This window comes from Streptomyces sp. NPDC050161 (assembly GCF_044460025.1).
In the GTDB taxonomy this organism is placed as follows: domain Bacteria; phylum Actinomycetota; class Actinomycetes; order Streptomycetales; family Streptomycetaceae; genus Streptomyces.
In genome coordinates this window covers 119,548-135,852 of sequence record NZ_JBITJM010000009.1, presented here as the reverse complement: position 1 = coordinate 135,852, position 16,305 = coordinate 119,548, and the positions used below count along the sequence as shown (strand labels likewise).

Genomic DNA, 16,305 nt, shown 5'->3' with positions numbered 1-16,305 from the left:
GTGCACACAGGCGCCGTGATCAGTTGTCCGCACGGTGGCGTGGCCGCCGCCCTGTCGGGTTCCGCAGGCCACGCCGTCCTGATGGGCGGGCTGCCGGTACGGACGGCGGGTGAGGTGCTCACGGTCGTCGGCTGCCGGCACACCGTCGACGGCGTACCGGCGCCCTGCGCCTCGGTGCGCTGGACGGCGGACGGCGACGGAGTGCTGATCGACGGGGTGCCGGTGGTGACGGACAGCACGGCCGGGATGTGCTTCACGGCCGGTCTTGTGCCGCAGGGGCCGCCGGTCGTGGCGGCCGTGCGAGGGGGAGTGATGTGCGGATGAAAGCCAGGGCCGTACGGGCCGATATCGCGTTTCCGTACCGGACGGACCGCCGGGGGCGGACCGGACACGCCGGGTACGACGCGCATGTGCGGGATCTGATCGAGCAGTTGCTGTTCACCAGTCCCGGTGAGCGGGTGATGCGTCCCGACTTCGGCTGCGGGCTGCTGGACCTGGTGTTCACGCCGAACAGCCCGGAGCTGGCCGCCGCGCTCGAACTGTCCGTGCAGGCGTCGCTCCAGCGCTGGCTGGGCGAGCTGATCGAGGTGGAGTCGCTGGACGTGGTGAGCGAGGAGAACGTCGTGCGGGTGTATCTCCGGTACGTGGTGCGCTCCACCGCGAGCCGCCGCGATGAGGTCTTCGAGGGCCGGGGGGCCGAGGCATGAGCGGGGCGGACAGCGGGACGGGCGGCGCGGGGGCCGCGCTGTCCTGCCGGACGGACGGCAGGCGCGGGCGGATCCGGGAGGCCGGGCGCAACGGCGTGGACGCGGTCGAGGTGAGCGACGACGGGCGGACGCTGACGGTCACCTTCCTCGGCAAGGCGCCGCACGGGCTGTGCCCGGAGAACATCCGGATCGACGGCGGGCGGCGGATCACCGGCCTGGAAGCGGAGGAGATAGCCGTCGAGCGGGAGGACGACCCCGAGCTTGACGACCGGCTGTTCGTGACGCTGGACCGGGCGGGCGACGGCTCCGCGTACCGCCTTTCGGTGGTCGAAACCGACCCGTACGGGCGGCCGGGCACCGAGCCTTTCCCCGGTTTCGACCAGCGGTATTTCTCGGCCGGTTTCTCGTTCCTGCCGAACTGTCCCGCGCCCTTCGACTGCGCGGACGAGCCGGCGGACCGCCCTGACACCTTCCGTCCCGCGCCGGTCATCGACTACACGGCGCGCGACTACGACACGCTGCGCCAAGTCGTTCTGGACCGGCTGCGGTTGACGACTCCGGAGTGGGTGGAGCGCAACGCCGCCGACCTCGGCTCGACCCTCGTCGATCTGCTGGCGTACACGGCCGACCAGATCAGCTACCAGCAGGACGCGGTGGCGACCGAGGCGTATCTGGACACCGCGCGGCGCCGGGTCTCGGTGCGGCGGCACGTGCGGCTGATCGACTACCCGATGCACGACGGCTGCAACGCGCGGGCGTTCGTCGCCGTCGAGACGGTACGGCCGCTGACCCTGCTGCCCGGCACCTTCCGCTTCGCCTCCGTCGACTTCCGTACGTTCGGGCCGCGCGACCGGCCGGAGATCGGGTCGGTGATCGACGACCGGGATCTGGCGGTGCTCGGCGAGCGCGGCTCGCTCGAAGTGTTCGAGCCGGTCGCCGACGGGCCGCTGGCGCTGCACCCCGCGCACAACACGATCCGGCTGTGGACCTGGGGCGACGAGGTCTGCGCGCTGCCGAAGGGCGCGACGGCGGCGACGCTGCGCGACGGGTGGGCCGACGAGGCGTGCCGAGAGCGGGAGTTGCGGCTCGCGCCGGGCGATCTGCTGCTGTTCGAGGAGGTGCGCGGGGCGCGGACCGGCACGCCTGGTGACGCCGATCCGGCGCACCGGCAGGCGGTGCGGCTGACGTCGGTGACCCCGTCCGTCGATCAGCTCGCGGATCAGCCGGTCCTGGAGGTGACCTGGGCGGCCGATGACGCGCTGGCCTTCCCGCTGTGCCTGTCCACCGTCGGCGGGCGGGACTGCGCGCCGGTCGGTGACGTCAGCGTGGCGCGCGGCAACGTCGTCCTGGTGGATCACGGCAGGTCGCTGACGTACGGGGCGGACGGTGAGGGGGACGCGGGCGACGGGCTGCCGGAGATCTACGCCGTGCCGCCGGTGCCTGCCGTGCTCGGCTCCTGTGACCCGCCGGCGTTCGGCTGCGGCGACCGCGACGCGGCCGACAACGCGGTGGCCGCGCTCATCAACGCCCTGGTGGAGCAGGCCGAATGCGGCAGATCGCTGCGGGCGGACGACGTCAGGCAGCTGTTCACCGTCGTCGGCGAGCCGCAGACGGTGCGGGCCGGAATCGGCCTGGAATCGGCCGGGCTGCGTGCCGAGAAGGTGGTGCCCGGCACGGCGTACGCGCAGGCCGAGGCGTTGCGGACGCTGCTCGCGCAGTCCGTCTACCCGGGGATCGCGCCGCGTCTGCGGCCGGTGCTGCACCGCTCCCCCGTGGTGCAGGCGGTGCCGTTCCCGCGCCCGCTGCACGTGGCGGCGGGGCAGGCCGAGCGGCTCGCGGAGATTCCGGAGCGGGTGCGCGGGCGGCTGGTGGAGCTGTGGCGCAGCGCCCGTGATCACGACGGTCTCGGGGACGCGGAGGTCGCCGAGCTGGCCGTGCTGTTCGGGCTGCGGCTGCTGGAGGCGCTGGAGCTGCGGCGTCATCCGGTGCGGGCGCTGCGGGAGTTGCTGCACCGCAGTCCGCGGCTGCTGGCGGCGAAGCGGCGGCGCCTGGAGGTGCTGGGGGCACGCGCGCGGGCCGGGACGGTGCTGGACGGGCGTACGGCGTGGGAGATCGCGCACACCTGGGGTCCGGCGTACGCGGCGGGGCTGCATCCGGACGAGCCGGTGCTGCACGGCCCGGCCGCCGCTCTCCTCCAGGACCCGCGCGAGGCGCTGCCCGCGCTGCGCCTGACCGACGCGGACCGGCCGGATCAGGAGCCGTGGACGCCGCGCCGGGATCTGCTGGCCAGTACGCATCGTGACCGGCACGTGGTCGGGGAGCTGGACGACGACGGGCGGCTGGCGCTGCGCTTCGGTGACGGCAGGTACGGCGCCCGCCCGGAGCCCGGCAGCCGGCTGCGGCTGCACTACCGCCTTGGCGGCGGCACGGCGGGCAACGTCGGCGCCGAGGCCATCGGTCATCTGGTGCTGCGGCGCGACCCGGAGGAGTCGGACGCGGCCGACCCCCTGCCCGTCGCCGGGGTGCGCAATCCGCTGCCCGCGGTCGGCGGTACGGAGCCGGAACCGGTCGAGCAGGTGCGGCAGTTGGCGCCGCTGGATCTGCGGCGTACCCGGTTGCGGGCCGTGACGGCGGCCGACTACGCGGCGCTGGCGTCCGGTCTTCCGGGTGTGCAGCGGGCGGCGGCGGAGATCCGGTGGACGGGCAGCGTGCAGGAGGCGCATGTCGCCGTGGACGCGCTGGGGACGGAGGAACCGTCCGCCGCGCTGCTCGCATCGGTGACCTGTGCGTTGGAGAGCTACCGCAGGATCGGGCACGACCTGGTCGTCGGTCCTGCGCGGACGGTGCCGCTGGACGTCGCCCTGTCGGTGTGCGCGGCGCCCGGCCATCAGCACGGGCAGATCCTCGCCGAGCTGTACCGCGTGCTGGGCCGCCGTCCGCTGTCCGGTGGCCGGCGGGGCTTCTTCCATCCGGACGCGCTGACGTTCGGCGAGCCGGTGCGGCTGAGCCGTCTTGTGGCGGTGGCAGCCGGGGTGCCCGGTGTGGTGAGCGTGCGGGTGACCAGGCTGCGGCGGCTGTTCCACACGGACGACGGAGAACTGGAGGCGGGTGTGCTGCGGCTCGGACCGCTGGAGGTCGCACGCTGCGACAACGACCCGGACAGGCCCGAGAACGGGCAGCTGGTCATCGAGCTGGAGGGCGGGCGATGAACGGGATTCCGGCAGGAGGCGCCGGCGACTGCGGCTGCGGTTGCCAGGGCGGCGGGCACGACGAGCGGCGGGCGCCGGACGCGCTGTACAACCCGCCGGGCCGGGCCGCCCTGGACTACCGGGTCGGCACGTACGGTTCGTTCCTCGACGCGATGCTCGACCGGCTCGCCTCGCCCGCGTATCCGGCGCTGCGCGGGCTGACCGTGCGTACCCCCGACGACCCGTCCATCGGGCTGCTCGACTCCTGGGCCGTCCTGGGTGATCTGCTGACCTTCCACTCCGAGCGGATCGCGGACGAGGGCTATCTGCGGACCGCGAACGAGCACCGTTCGCTGGCGCTGCTCGGCCGTCTGGTGGGGCACAGGCCACGGCCCGGTGTCGCCGCCGACACGCATCTCGCGTACACGCTCGACCGTGATCCGCGCGCCGGTGACCTGCCGGTGGTGATCCCGCGCGGGGCGCGCAGCCACAGCGTGCCTGCCGGTTCGGACGAGGGGTCGCAGACCTTCGAGACGGAGGAGGAGCTGACCGCGCGTGCGGTGTGGAACGAGCTGCCGGTGCGGCGCCGCCGTCCGGCGCTGCTGACCCGTGACGACCTGCGGACCAGGCCGGAGCTGCTGATCGCGGGCACCCACACGGCGCTGGCCGTCGGTGACCGGCTGCTGTGCGACTTCGGTTCCGAGCGCACGCTGCTGTCCGTCGCCTCGGTGCGGCGGGACCGCGAGGAGGACGTGACGGGCATCGGTCTCCCGCAGTCCGCGCCGCGGTCGTTGAAGGAGCTGGTGGCCGAGGCACGGGAGTGGATCACCGAGCCGCCGGACGCGGGCGATCCGGATGATCCGGACGAGCCGGGTCCGCCCACTCCCGAGACACCCAATCCGCGCCCGGTCAGCCGGTTCATCGCGGATTTCGACGCGCAGGTGCTGGCGCCGCTGCGCAAGGACCTGGACGGCATCGCCACCCCGGCGCAGTTCATCGCGCGGCTGGCCGGGCCGCACGCCAGGCTGGCGGAGGCGCAGGCGCTGTCCGCCGCGTACGAGGACGTGGCCGCCTGGTTCGAGGAACTGGAGGCGGTGCTCGGCGAACTGGCGGAGCGGGCGGCGGAGTTGTCCGGCGAGCCGGCCGATGACGGGGGCGGCAGCGGTGACGGCGGGGACAGCGAGGACGTTCCTCAACTCCCCGCCCCTGTCCGCCTGTTGAGCGACCTGCTGCCCGCCCTGCGCACGCAGGTCGTCCGCCCGCCCTCCGGTGCCCGTGCGCTCGCCCGCGACCCCAGCAGGCTGTTCGCGGCCGGTTCCGACCTGGGCGCGCAGGTGCTGGCGGCGCTCGATCCGCGGGTGTCCGACGGGCTGTACCCGGCGTGGCGCCGGGCCTCGGCCCGCGCGTCGGTCGGGACGGCGGCGCCGGAACTGCCGGTTCTCCGTGCCCTGTTGGCGATGCGGGTGACGGCGGCGCCGTTCGGTGCGACGGCCCCGCTCAAGCCCGTGCAGGACGATCGCGGCCGGGTCATCAGGACCGCGGACTGGCCGCTGACGGGTGCCGCGCTGACCAGCATGCGGGTGGTGTTCGACACGGCGGGCAAGGTCCCGGTGCGGGCGGAGTTCCAGCACATCGAGACCGGCAGCTCGCAGCAGGTCAGCGAGAACCTTCCGGCCGACACGACGCTGACGCTCGGCCCCGGCAGGATCGAGCTGTCCACCCGTACCGGCCAGGACCACGACCTGAGCTGGCTGGGCCGCCGCCCGGTGGACTCGCAGGACCCTGGGGTCACCGCGCGGCTGCTGCCGGGGCTGCCGGAGCGCACCCTGTTCGTGTCCAGGCCGGGCGAGAACGGCAAGTTCCACGTGTCGGTGGACAACGGCACGCCGCAGAGCTGGGAGCTGGGTCCTGGCGAGCACCGGCAGATCACCCACGGCGAGTACGAGGTCTCGGTGCGGGTGGCGTCCGGCGGCGAGCCGCCCGCCGTGGAGATCGGCATCGCGACGGTCCCGGAACCCGCCGACCGCCACGAGCTGGCCCTGGACGCGGTGCACGACGCGATCACCGTCGGCAGCTGGGTGGCCATCGAACGCCCGCGCAAGGGCAAGGAGGGGCCCGACGGCATCCCGGGTGACAAGAAGCTCGCGTTCGTCACCACCAAGGTCACCGCCGTACGGACCGTCGTGCACACCCAGTACGGCATCACCGGACGCGGCACCCTGCTGACCCTCGCCGACCCGTGGCTGGACGAGCACGACGTGGTGCTGTCCGCGATCCGGGACACGACGGTGCACGCGGCGGGCGAGGCGCTGCGGCAGGCCGACGAACCGCTGGGCGAGGACGTGCACGGCGACCGGATCGAACTCGAAGGACTGTACGACGGGTTGACGCCGGGGCGGCAGCTGATCGTCTCGGGCGAGCGGACCGACATTCCCGGCGCGTCCGGAGTCGGCGGCACCGAACTCGCGGTGATCGCCGGGGTCGAGCAGACCCTGGACCCCGACCTTCCGGGCGACCGGGTGCACACCACGCTCGCCCTCACCTCAGGTCTGACCCATCGCTATCTGCGCGACACGGTCCGCATCCAGGGCAACGTGGTGGCCGCCACCCACGGCGAGAGCCGGGACGAGCCGATCGGCAGCGGCGACGCGGCACGCGCGAACCAGACGTTCGCACTGTGGCAGTCGCCGCTGACCTGGCTGCCCGACGACAATCCCCTCGGCGCCACCCCGCAGTTGGATGTGCGGGTCGACGGGCTGCTCTGGCACCCGGTGGACAGCCTGGCAGGGCGCGGTCCGCACGAGCGGGTGTATGTGACGGGCACGGCGGACGGGGGCGCGTCCCCCGCGTCCGGGGGTGCGGGCGGGCGGACGACGGTGACGTTCGGCGACGGGGTGCACGGCGCCCGCCTGCCGTCCGGGCACGACAACGTACGGGCCCGCTACCGCTTCGGCACCGGCCGCGCGGCGAACGTCGCGGCGCACCGCATCACCCAGGCGGTCACCCGCCCCTTGGGGGTCACCGCGGTCACCAACCCGCAGCCGGCGACCGGCGGCGCCGACGCCGACGGCCCCGGCCTCACCCGGCGGACCGTGCCGCTGTCCGTGTCGGCCCTGGACCGGCTGGTCTCGGTCGCCGACTACGAGGACTTCGCCCGCTCGCGTGCCGGTATCGGCCGGGCGTCGGCGCGGGAGCTGTTCGACGGGCGGCGGCGGGTGCTGCACGTCACCGTCGCCGGGGTGGACGACATCCCGATCGCGCCGGACGCCGAGGTGCTGCGGTCGCTGCGGGCCGCGCTCGCCGAGTACGGCGATGCCAGGCTGCCGGTGCGGGTGGCCGTGCGCGAGACGGTCCTGCTGGTGGCGGCGGCGAAGGTGAAGGTGGCGCCGGACTTCTCCTGGCAGCTCGTGGAGCCGCGGCTGCGGCAGGCGCTGCTGGCCGAGCTCGGCTACGAGGGACGGGAGTTGGGGCAGCCCGCGTACCTCTCGGAGCTGCTGGCCGCGGCGCAGTCGGTGCCGGGGGTCGATTACGTGGACGCGGACGTCTTCACCGGCGTACCCGCGTCCGTCACCCCGGCCGGGCTCGCGGGCCTCGCCGGCCGGTTCGCCGAGCCGCCCGCGGCCTCGGTGCCGTCCCGTACGGCGGTGTACGACGAGCAGATCCACGAGGTCACCGACGAGGGCGGCGAGACGCTGTCGTCGGTGGCCGCGCGATACGGCATCCCGCTGGCCGAGCTGCTGCGCCTGAATCCCGGCATCACCGACACCCGGCCGCTGGAGCGTGGACGCGCCGTCTTCGTCTTCCGCGGCATCAGGCCCGCCCAACTGGCGCTGTTCTCACCGCAGGTCGCGGACACGCTGATCCTCACGGAGGTTGCCCGATGAGTTCGACGAGGGAGCCGGACGGGCTCGCCGAGCTGCTGCCGCAGTGGCACCGGCTGCGGGACGCGGAGGGCGGCGAGCCACTGCGGGCGCTGCTCGCGGTGATCGCGGAGCAGGCCGACCGGGTGCGGGACGGTGTCGCCCAGCAGTACGACGACTGGTTCGTGGAGAGCGCGGCCGAGTGGGTGCTGCCCTACATCGGCGATCTGGTGGGCTACCGCCCGCTGCCCGGCTACGAACGGGTCCTGGCGACGGGGCTGCGGGACGGCGGGCTGCCGGACGCCTCACGGCGGCGGCTCGCCGAGGCGCTGGCGCCGCGCCGCGATGTGGCGGCGACCGTCGGCAACCGTCGGCGCAAGGGCACTCTCGCCCTGCTGGAGGAGCTGTCCGACGGGGTGGCCGGCTGGCCCGCGCGGGCCGTGGAGTTCTCCCGGCTGGTGGCGCACCAGCAGCCGGTGAAGCTGTACGGGTCGGGCACCGCCGTCGCCGACGAGCGGCGGCGCGGCCGTGGCCGCCTGGTGGACGTGCGGGACGGCGCGGCCCTCGACCTGGCGGGCGGCCCGTTCGGCGCGGTCGCCAGGTCGGTGGACGTCCGCCGGGCCGACTCCCGTTACCGGCAAGGGGGTTACACCCCGGCCGGTGTGGGCCTGTTCGTGTGGCGGCTGCGCCCGTACTCCGTGACGCATGCCCCCGCGTACTGCATCGACCGCGCCCGCAGCCTCTACACCTTCTCGATCCTGGGCAACGACACCCCGCTGGTGACCCGCCCGGAGCCGGAGCCATCGGCGACGCACCTGGCCACGGTCGACAACGTGCCGGCCGCGATCCGCCGCAGGCAGCTGCACGACCGGCTCGCCGACTACTACGGGCCCGGCAAGAGCTTCACCATCCGCCGGGACGGCCACGACACCCCGGTGCCGCTCGCCGACCTCGTCGTCGCGGACCTCTCCGAGTGGCGCTACCGCCCCAAGCGCGGCCAGATCGCCGTCGACCCGGAGCTGGGCCGCATCGCGTTCGGCTCCCGTTCGGCGCCCCGGCAGGGCGTCTGGGTGGACTACCACTACGGGTTCGGGGACGACCTGGGCGGCGGCGAGTACCCGCGCGACGACCGGGCGGACGCGGGGCGCGCGCTGCCGCCCGACGTCGCGGTCTACCGGGTCGGGCCAGGACAGGACTTCCGGCGGATCATGGACGCGTACGGCGCCTGGCAGCACGACCGCAGGGCCGGGCGCTGCGGACCCGAAGGCGTCATCGAGATCACCCACAGCGGCGCCTACCAGGAGCAGCTGGACTTCGACCTGGATCCGGGCGACCGGCTCGCACTGCGCGCCGCCGAGGGCACCCGCCCGGTGATCCGGCTGCTCGACTGGTACAGCAACCGGCCCGACGCCCTCAACATCCGCGCCCGGGACGAGGACTGCGCGCCGGGCGAGCGGCCCCGGATGGTCCTGGACGGGCTGCTGGTCACCGGCCGCGGCCTGAACGTCAGCGGGCCGATGGGCCAACTGGTGCTGCGGCACTGCACGTTGGTGCCCGGCTGGTCCCTGGAGCCGGAGTGCGACCCGCACTCGCCTGACGAGCCGAGCCTGGTCCTGGACCGGACCACCGCCTGCGTGGAGATCGACCGCTGCGTCCTCGGCACGATCGAGGTGATCGGCGACGAGGTCTCCACCGACCCGCTCCCCGTCCACCTGCGCGACAGCATCCTGGACGCCACAGGACACGACCGCGAGGCACTGTCGGCGCCGGACTGCCGCCACGCGCACGCCGTCCTGTACGCGCACCGCAGCACGGTCATCGGCGAGGTGCACACACACGCCGTGCAACTCGCCGAGAACAGCATCTTCACCGGCCGCCTGCACGTCGCCCGGCGCGGCACCGGCTGCCTGCGGTTCTGCTACGTACCGCCCGGCTCCCGCACCCCGCGCCGCTACCGCTGCCAACCCGACCAGGCAGGTCCTGGTGATGCGACGCGGGTGCGCCCGGTGCTGCGCGACGAGCGGTACGGGACGCCGCACTACGCGCAGCTGTCCGCCGTCTGCGCCGACGAGATCAGGCGCGGCGCGGAGGACGGCGCGGAGCTGGGCGCGTACCACGACCTGTACCAGCCGCAGCGGGAGGACAGCCTGCGGGCCAGGCTCGCCGAATACACACCGGCGGGCACCGACTCCGGCCTGTTCTTCGTCACGTGAGCGCGGAGCGCCCGCCCGACCGGGGGCCGGACACCGGCTCTCGCCCCGACCTTCCGAGCACCATCCCGTCCGAGGGGGACCTTCTTCCATGCACGCAGACCTCTCCCGCATCACCCACCGGCCGGAGCGTCACTACTCTGCGGTGGTCGCCCAGCAGGGCCGCGTCCAGCTGGACGCCGACACCAACGAGCAGACCGCGATCCAGCTGTTCCAGGCGCGCACCCTCGCGGCCGACCTGATCGGGCAGCACGGCGGTCCGCGCGGCGCCACCGGCTTCCACATCGAACTGCGGGGCGGCGCCCGCGAGTTGGACGACCTGATCATCAGCGGCGGCCGTTACTACGTCGACGGGATCCTGTGCGACGCGACCCGTCCCGCGCCCGGTGTCCCGGTACCCGCCGACGGCGGCGACGGCGACCGGGGCGGCAAGGACGGCGAGGGCGAGCCGGCCGCGCCGCCCGCCACCTGGACGTACTGGGACCAGCCCGACGGCTTCCGCGACCCGGAGCGCCCCGGCGACCGGCTGCCGACGCAGTTCCCCTACCTGGCCTATCTGAAGGTGTGGGAGCGGACCGTCACGGCGGCCGAGGACCCGGCGCTGCGCGAGGTGGCGCTGGGCTCGGCGATGCCGGACACCGCGGCCCGCGCCAAGGTCGTCTGGCAGGTGCTGCCGCTGCCCGGCGCGGAGTTGGGCCTGGAGTCCGACAACCCGCCGATCGACGACATCCGCGCGGCGTTCACCCGCTGGGCCCAGAAGGCCGCGGCCCCGTCATCCCGGCTCGCGGCGCGCAGCGAACGCCCGGCGCACGGGGACGACGACCCGTGCCTGGTCGCGCCGGACGCCCGCTACCGGGGGCCGGAGAACCAGCTCTACCGGGTGGAGGTGCACGACGGCGGCAGCGCGCAGGACGCCACCTTCAAATGGTCGAGGGAGAACGGCTCCGTCACCTTCCCCGTCGACGAACTCGACGGTACCTGGGTCGAGTTGGCGACTCTCGGCAGCGACGACAAGCTGGACCTCAACGTCGGCGACCTCGTCGAGTTCGTCGACACCGCCTACACCAGCAGGGGCGAGGCCGAGCCGCTGCTGCGGGTGGAGGAACTCGACCTGCCGGGACGCCGGGTACGGCTCTCGGACGAACCGGCCCCCGGCGTCGGCAGGCGGCCCGAACTCCACCCGTTCCTGCGCCGCTGGGACCACCACGAGAGCGGCAGGCAGGCCCGGCGCGGCGCGAAGTCCGGCGGGCTTCGGCACGGCGCGCTGCGGGTGGATGAGGGCAGTTGGCTGCCGCTTGAGGACGGTGTCGAGGTGTACTTCGCGGCCGGCGGCAGCTACCGCACCGGCGACTTCTGGCTGATCCCGGCCCGTACCGCCACCGGCGGCGTCGAATGGCCGACCGACGCGGCGCGCCGCCCGCTCCTCCAGGCACCGGCCGGCATCGCGGTGCACCACGCGCCGCTGGCGTGGGTGCAGGGCGAGGGCACCGCACCGGATCTGCGGCTGGCCTTCCGGCCCCTGTCGGCGGGCATCCCGGCGGCCGACGAGGCGGCGCTGGACGCCGAGGCGAGGGCGCGGGCCGAGGAATCCGGCGGGGCGGACGCGGCGGGCGCCGGTCCCGCACCGAGCCGGTCACAGACAACCGCGGCTGCCGAAGCCGCCGTCGACGAGGGGAGTGACAGCTGATGGCGACACCACTGACCGCATCCAAGCTGCTGAAGGCGCTGCGCGACGAGGGCCTGGTGGTCCACGAGGTCCGCGAATGGCGCACCCACAACCGCAACGCGAAGGGCCCGTGGGGCCCGCTGAACGGCGTGCTGATCCACCACACCGCCACCGAGGGCACCGGCAGTTCCGTGGACCTCTGCTACGAGGGCCGGTCCGACCTGCCGGGCCCGCTCTGCCACGGCGTGATCGACAAGAGAGGCGAGGTCCACCTCGTCGGCAACGGCCGCGCCAACCACGCGGGTCTCGGCGACGGCGACGTTCTGCGCGCCGTGGTCAACGAGACGGACCTGCCGCCCGACAACGAGGCCGACACGGACGGCAACCGGCACTTCTACGGCTTCGAGTGCATCAACCTCGGCGACGGCAAGGACCCGTGGCCCGAGGAGCAGCAGGCCGCCATCGAGAAGGTGTCGGCGGCCATCTGCCGTGCGCACGGCTGGAGCGAGAAGTCGGTGATCGGCCACAAGGAGTGGCAGCCCGGCAAGGTCGACCCGCGGGGCTTCACGATGGACGCGATGCGGACCCGGATAAAGAAGCGGCTGGCCGACCCGGCGGAGGGCCCGGCGAAATCCGGGGACGGCGGCGGCTCCGAGCACCCGGTGCCGCCCAAGCCGCAGCACCCGCCGTACGAGCCGTTCCCCGGCCGGGACTTCTTCCGGGCCGACGCCTACAGCGCGGTGATCACGGCGATGGGCGAACGGCTGGTCGCCGAGGGCTGTGGCCGCTACCAGGAAGGACCGGGTCCGGCGTGGACCGACGCCGACCGCACGTCGTACGCGGCGTGGCAGCGCAAGCTGGGTTTCTCCGGCAAGGACGCGGACGGCATACCGGGGAAGGTGAGCTGGGAGCGGCTGCACGTGCCCAATGTGTAGCCGTAGCAGGTGAGTTGAGTGCACGCACGGCGAGGGCCGGCGTCCGGTGGTTACCGGGCGCCGGCCCTCGCCGTGCGTGCGCGGCCCCGGAAACGCCAAGGCCGGGAGGCCCTCCCCCACAGAGGACCACCCGGCTGTTCATGGGGCGGCGGCAGGCCCCGCCGTCCGATCGCTCGACCGGCGGGGCGGCGCCGCTACGGTGCTTCCGCCGTCACCGTAGCGAGGTTTCCTGTGACACCTCGGGGCGCACTGGCAGGACTCAGACGCCCTGGGTGCCCGGCAGCGCGGGGACGGAGGGGACGGAGGGAACGGTCGGCAGGCTCGGCTGCGCCGGGACGGAGGGGATGGAGGGGACGGAGGGAGCGGAGGGGACGGAGGGCACGCCCGGCAGGACCGGCAGGGCCGGGACGTCGGCGGCGTCGGTCAGGCCGGACAGGTCGGCCAGGCCGGTCACGTCGGTCACGTCGGTCACGTCGGCCGGAACGCCGGGGACGGTCTGCGTCGGCGCGAGGCTCTGCACACCGGCGACGGTCCGGGTGACGGCACCCCGGCCGTCGGCGGCCGACACCGCGTCCTGGGCGACCGGCACGACCGTGACCACGATGCCGGTGGCCGTGGTCTGCACCCCGCCGATGGCCTGCTCGGCGGCCGGGCGGACGGTGGCCAGGTCACCCTGGGCCAGGGCGGTCAGCTGCTCGGGGCGCACACCGGCACCGGTGAGAGCGGCCACCAGGTTGGTGACGGAGCCGGGGACCTGGGGCAGCGCGGGGGCCTTGGGCAGGTCCTTCTGCTGGCCACCGGGCAGCTCGGCACCGGGCAGCGCCGGGGTGCCGGGCAGCGAGGGGGTGCCGGGCAGCTCGGGCGTGTTCGGCAGCGTCGGGGTGCCGTCGGCGGCGCGCTGCACGCTCTGGACGGCACGGCCGACGCGGCCCACGTGGTCGCCCTTGGCGATGCCGGTGACCTTCCCGGCGTCCTGGAGACCGGCGCCGTCGGCCGTGGTGTGGATGCCGCCGAGCGCGTTGGTCACGGGGCCGAGCCCATCGGCGGGCAGACCGTCGGTGGCGGGCAGGCCGTCGGTGGGCAGACCCTTGCCGACGGTGCCGGCCGCCTTGCCTGCGGCCCCGCGCACGGTCTTCTTCGCCGTGCCGACGGCGTCACCCGCGGGCAGCTTCTTCGCGGTCTCGGTGACGTCACCGGTCGGCAGCTGCTTGGCCGTCTTGGTGAGGTCACCGGTCGGCAGCTGCTTCGCCGCGTCGGTCACGGAGCCGGCGGCGGGCAGGTCCGAAGTGGCGGGCAGTTCGGCCGCGTTGGCGGCGACGGTACCCAGGGCCCACAGGCCGGTGGCGGTGGCGGCGACGGCGATGGAACGGCGGATGGCGATACGCATGAGAGGAAAGTCCTTCGAATTCAGGGGGTGTTGACGGGCAGACCTGTCCCGCCCCCGCGCGGCAGGTCGGATTCAGACGCGGAACGGTCTGCCCTAGCCGGGGAATTCGATGATGTCTTCGGCACGGTGACGCGTCGGCGCGCCATCGGCCGTGCGCACGCCACCGGGCAGCAGCCCGACGAGCGTGATGTCCGCGGGAAGCACGGCGTGCTGGTCACCACGCGGACCGTGGCCCGCGCCCGCGCTCTGCGAAGCGGGCGCCACCGGCGCCTCGGGGAGCGGACCCGGCAGACCGTCACGGCCCGGCGTGCCCTGCTCGTGCACGGCACTACGGGCCTGCTCGGCGGCCGGCGCACGCGTCCCGGCGGCGCCGGAGCGTGCCGTACCCGCCGCGTCGGACCCGGCGGTGTGGTGCACACCGGCCGGTGCGCCACCGTGCGGGGCGCTGCCGTCCTGCGGTCGCCCGCCGTCGCCCGGCGCCCCCGGGTGCGTACCCGGCGGGCACGGCAGCGGCAGCACGGCACCCGCCGCACCCCCGACCTCCCGTACGGCGCCGGTCAGCGGCTCGGTGACCCGCGCGGCCTGCTCTGCGGCGGGCCGTACGACGTCGGCGATTTCACCGGCGGCGGCCTTTCCTGCCGCCGCGCCCTGCCGCTCAAGTGCGGCCCCGGAACGGCTGTGCCGCACCGGCGCTCCGGCCCGGGTGGCGGCCCGGACCGGTGCCGTCGCCTCGGCCGGAGCCTCGACGGTCGGCGCCGACGCCCGGTGCGCGGGCGTGGCCCGGCCCTCCGGCGACGGCTTGTCGGGGGACGCTGCGCCCTCGGCGGACGCTGCGTCATCGGCTGACGCTGCACCCTCGGCTGACTCCGTGAGCTTCGCCGGGGTGATCGCCCCGGTCAGGTGCTGCGTACGGTCGTCCGCGTGGGCGCCGTGGCCGAAGGCGAAGCCGATGGCCACGAAGCCGATCAGGAAGAGCCCCGCGAGCAGCGCACGCCGCGCGGCCACGGTGCGCGGAAGGCGCACGGCGGCAGGCACGACGGACACAGCGGACAAGAGGAGACCTTCCCAGAGGGACGGGGACACCCGGGCACACGGCCTCGGCGTCACTCGCGTCACGGGTGATCAAGCGATGCCCCGATCCTTGCACGAGTGGCCAGGTGGCCCGCAAGTCCCCCGGGCCCTCCTGTCACCGTTCCTCCGCCATGTCCGGTATGAGCTGCGGAGACGTTTCGATTCCGGCCGCCAACCTCGCCTGAAAAGACGGGAAATGGCCGCATTGAAACGGGTACGCCGGTACACCAGCACACCGGTACGCCGGAACTCCCCCGGAAAACGCCGAGGCCGGGTGACCCTCCCCCACAGAGGGCCACCCGGCTGTCCATAGGACCACCCGGCTGTCCGGGACGGCGGTACTCAGCCGCCCCGGCGGGACGGAGGGCGCGGCGTCCCCTGCGGAACGCATCCCGCATCGGCGCCGCCACCGGCGCCCTCCATCACCGTCACGATGTCGATCTTCCTCAGACGCCGTGACCGTGCACGGTCGGCACGCTCGGAACACCCGGCACAGAGGGCACGCTCGGAACACCCGGCACCGTCGGCACACCAGGAACACCCGGCACCGTCGGCACGCCAGGAATTCCGGGAAGGGTCGGAACCCGCGGGATGGTGCCGTCATCCGCGGCGGACCGCGGCACCGCCGTACCCCGGAGGGCCGGGGCGTTGGTGAGGTCGGCCGGTTCGTCGGTGAGCTCTGCGGGGGCGTTGGTGAGGTCAGCCGGCTCGTCCGTGAGGTCGGCCGGCTCGTTGGTGAGATCGGCCGGCACGTTGGTGTCGTCGCCCGTGACCGCGGCGGCGCGGGAGACCGGCGGCTCGGCGGGAACACGGCCGGTTTCGCCGCCGGACTCCGGCGGATCGACAACACGGCCGCTGTCATCGCCGGTGGCCGCTACGGTGCGGTGGGAGACGGGGTGGTCGGCGGCGTGGGCGACGGTGCCGCCGAGGGCCAGCAGGCCGGTGGCAGCGGCGGCCACCGCTATGGAACGGCGCATGGTGTGACGCATGAGGGTGAGAATCCTTCGCATCGAGGGTTGGGCGGACCTGTCCCGCCCCCGCAGCGGCAGGTCCTGACGCGAGCGCTCAACGCGCCGCCTCAGAAGGGGAGTTGACGACGACCACCGGCACACCACTCGGCGTGCGTACCGCCATCGGAGACCCGTCTGCACAGACCACGGACGGCTCTCCAACGCCCGACCACGCCGCCAACTCCGCTACCCAACAAGGGTGTTGACAGCTCAGCGGCGAAGGACCCCGCGAGCGGCGCACGCCGTCCCCGCCCCCCGCGCGCCGGGCGCA

10 protein-coding genes are annotated in these 16,305 nt (G+C 74.2%); 7 read left to right on the top strand and 3 right to left on the bottom strand.

Annotated features, from left to right (window positions below; all coding sequences use genetic code 11):
* Positions 1 to 15 precede the first annotated feature (15 nt).
* The 7 genes from ACIBK8_RS17465 (at position 16) to ACIBK8_RS17435 (ending at position 12,566) form a co-directional block, all read left to right on the top strand.
* Positions 16 to 324, top strand: coding sequence for a hypothetical protein (locus ACIBK8_RS17465; protein ID WP_399042707.1), 309 nt, complete (start codon positions 16 to 18; stop codon positions 322 to 324).
* The gene (locus ACIBK8_RS17460) at positions 321 to 707 is read left to right on the top strand and encodes a GPW/gp25 family protein (RefSeq protein ID WP_393687424.1); all 387 of its coding nucleotides are present in this window, start codon (positions 321 to 323) and stop codon (positions 705 to 707) included. The genes ACIBK8_RS17465 and ACIBK8_RS17460 overlap by 4 nt, the downstream gene beginning before the upstream one ends.
* The gene (locus ACIBK8_RS17455) at positions 704 to 3,916 is read left to right on the top strand and encodes a putative baseplate assembly protein (RefSeq protein WP_399042706.1); all 3,213 of its coding nucleotides are present in this window, start codon (positions 704 to 706) and stop codon (positions 3,914 to 3,916) included. The genes ACIBK8_RS17460 and ACIBK8_RS17455 overlap by 4 nt, the downstream gene beginning before the upstream one ends.
* Positions 3,913 to 7,779 (top strand): putative baseplate assembly protein, encoded by a 3,867-nt coding sequence (locus ACIBK8_RS17450; RefSeq protein ID WP_399042705.1) that lies wholly within the window; start codon positions 3,913 to 3,915, stop codon positions 7,777 to 7,779. The genes ACIBK8_RS17455 and ACIBK8_RS17450 overlap by 4 nt, the downstream gene beginning before the upstream one ends.
* Positions 7,776 to 9,968 (top strand): hypothetical protein, encoded by a 2,193-nt coding sequence (locus ACIBK8_RS17445; protein WP_399042704.1) that lies wholly within the window; start codon positions 7,776 to 7,778, stop codon positions 9,966 to 9,968. Before ACIBK8_RS17450 ends, ACIBK8_RS17445 begins: the two co-directional genes overlap by 4 nt.
* Before the next feature lie 88 nt (positions 9,969 to 10,056).
* Positions 10,057 to 11,652 (top strand): DUF6519 domain-containing protein, encoded by a 1,596-nt coding sequence (locus tag ACIBK8_RS17440; RefSeq protein WP_399042703.1) that lies wholly within the window; start codon positions 10,057 to 10,059, stop codon positions 11,650 to 11,652.
* Positions 11,652 to 12,566 (top strand): peptidoglycan-binding protein, encoded by a 915-nt coding sequence (locus tag ACIBK8_RS17435; protein ID WP_399042702.1) that lies wholly within the window; start codon positions 11,652 to 11,654, stop codon positions 12,564 to 12,566. The genes ACIBK8_RS17440 and ACIBK8_RS17435 overlap by 1 nt, the downstream gene beginning before the upstream one ends.
* A gap of 259 nt (positions 12,567 to 12,825) precedes the next feature.
* Here the strand turns inward: ACIBK8_RS17435 and ACIBK8_RS17430 are convergent, their stop codons facing one another.
* From ACIBK8_RS17430 to ACIBK8_RS17420, 3 genes are all read right to left on the bottom strand, one after another.
* Positions 12,826 to 13,953 carry a hypothetical protein gene (locus ACIBK8_RS17430; protein ID WP_399042701.1) on the bottom strand — a complete coding sequence of 376 codons (1,128 nt, stop codon included), beginning with the start codon at positions 13,951 to 13,953 and terminating at the stop codon, positions 12,826 to 12,828.
* Between the two features lie 93 nt (positions 13,954 to 14,046).
* Positions 14,047 to 15,006: a hypothetical protein gene (locus tag ACIBK8_RS17425; RefSeq protein WP_399042700.1), complete on the bottom strand. Its 960-nt coding sequence runs from the start codon at positions 15,004 to 15,006 to the stop codon at positions 14,047 to 14,049.
* Between the two features lie 464 nt (positions 15,007 to 15,470).
* The gene (locus ACIBK8_RS17420) at positions 15,471 to 16,013 is read right to left on the bottom strand and encodes a hypothetical protein (RefSeq protein WP_399042699.1); all 543 of its coding nucleotides are present in this window, start codon (positions 16,011 to 16,013) and stop codon (positions 15,471 to 15,473) included.
* Between the last annotated feature and the right edge of the window lie 292 nt (positions 16,014 to 16,305).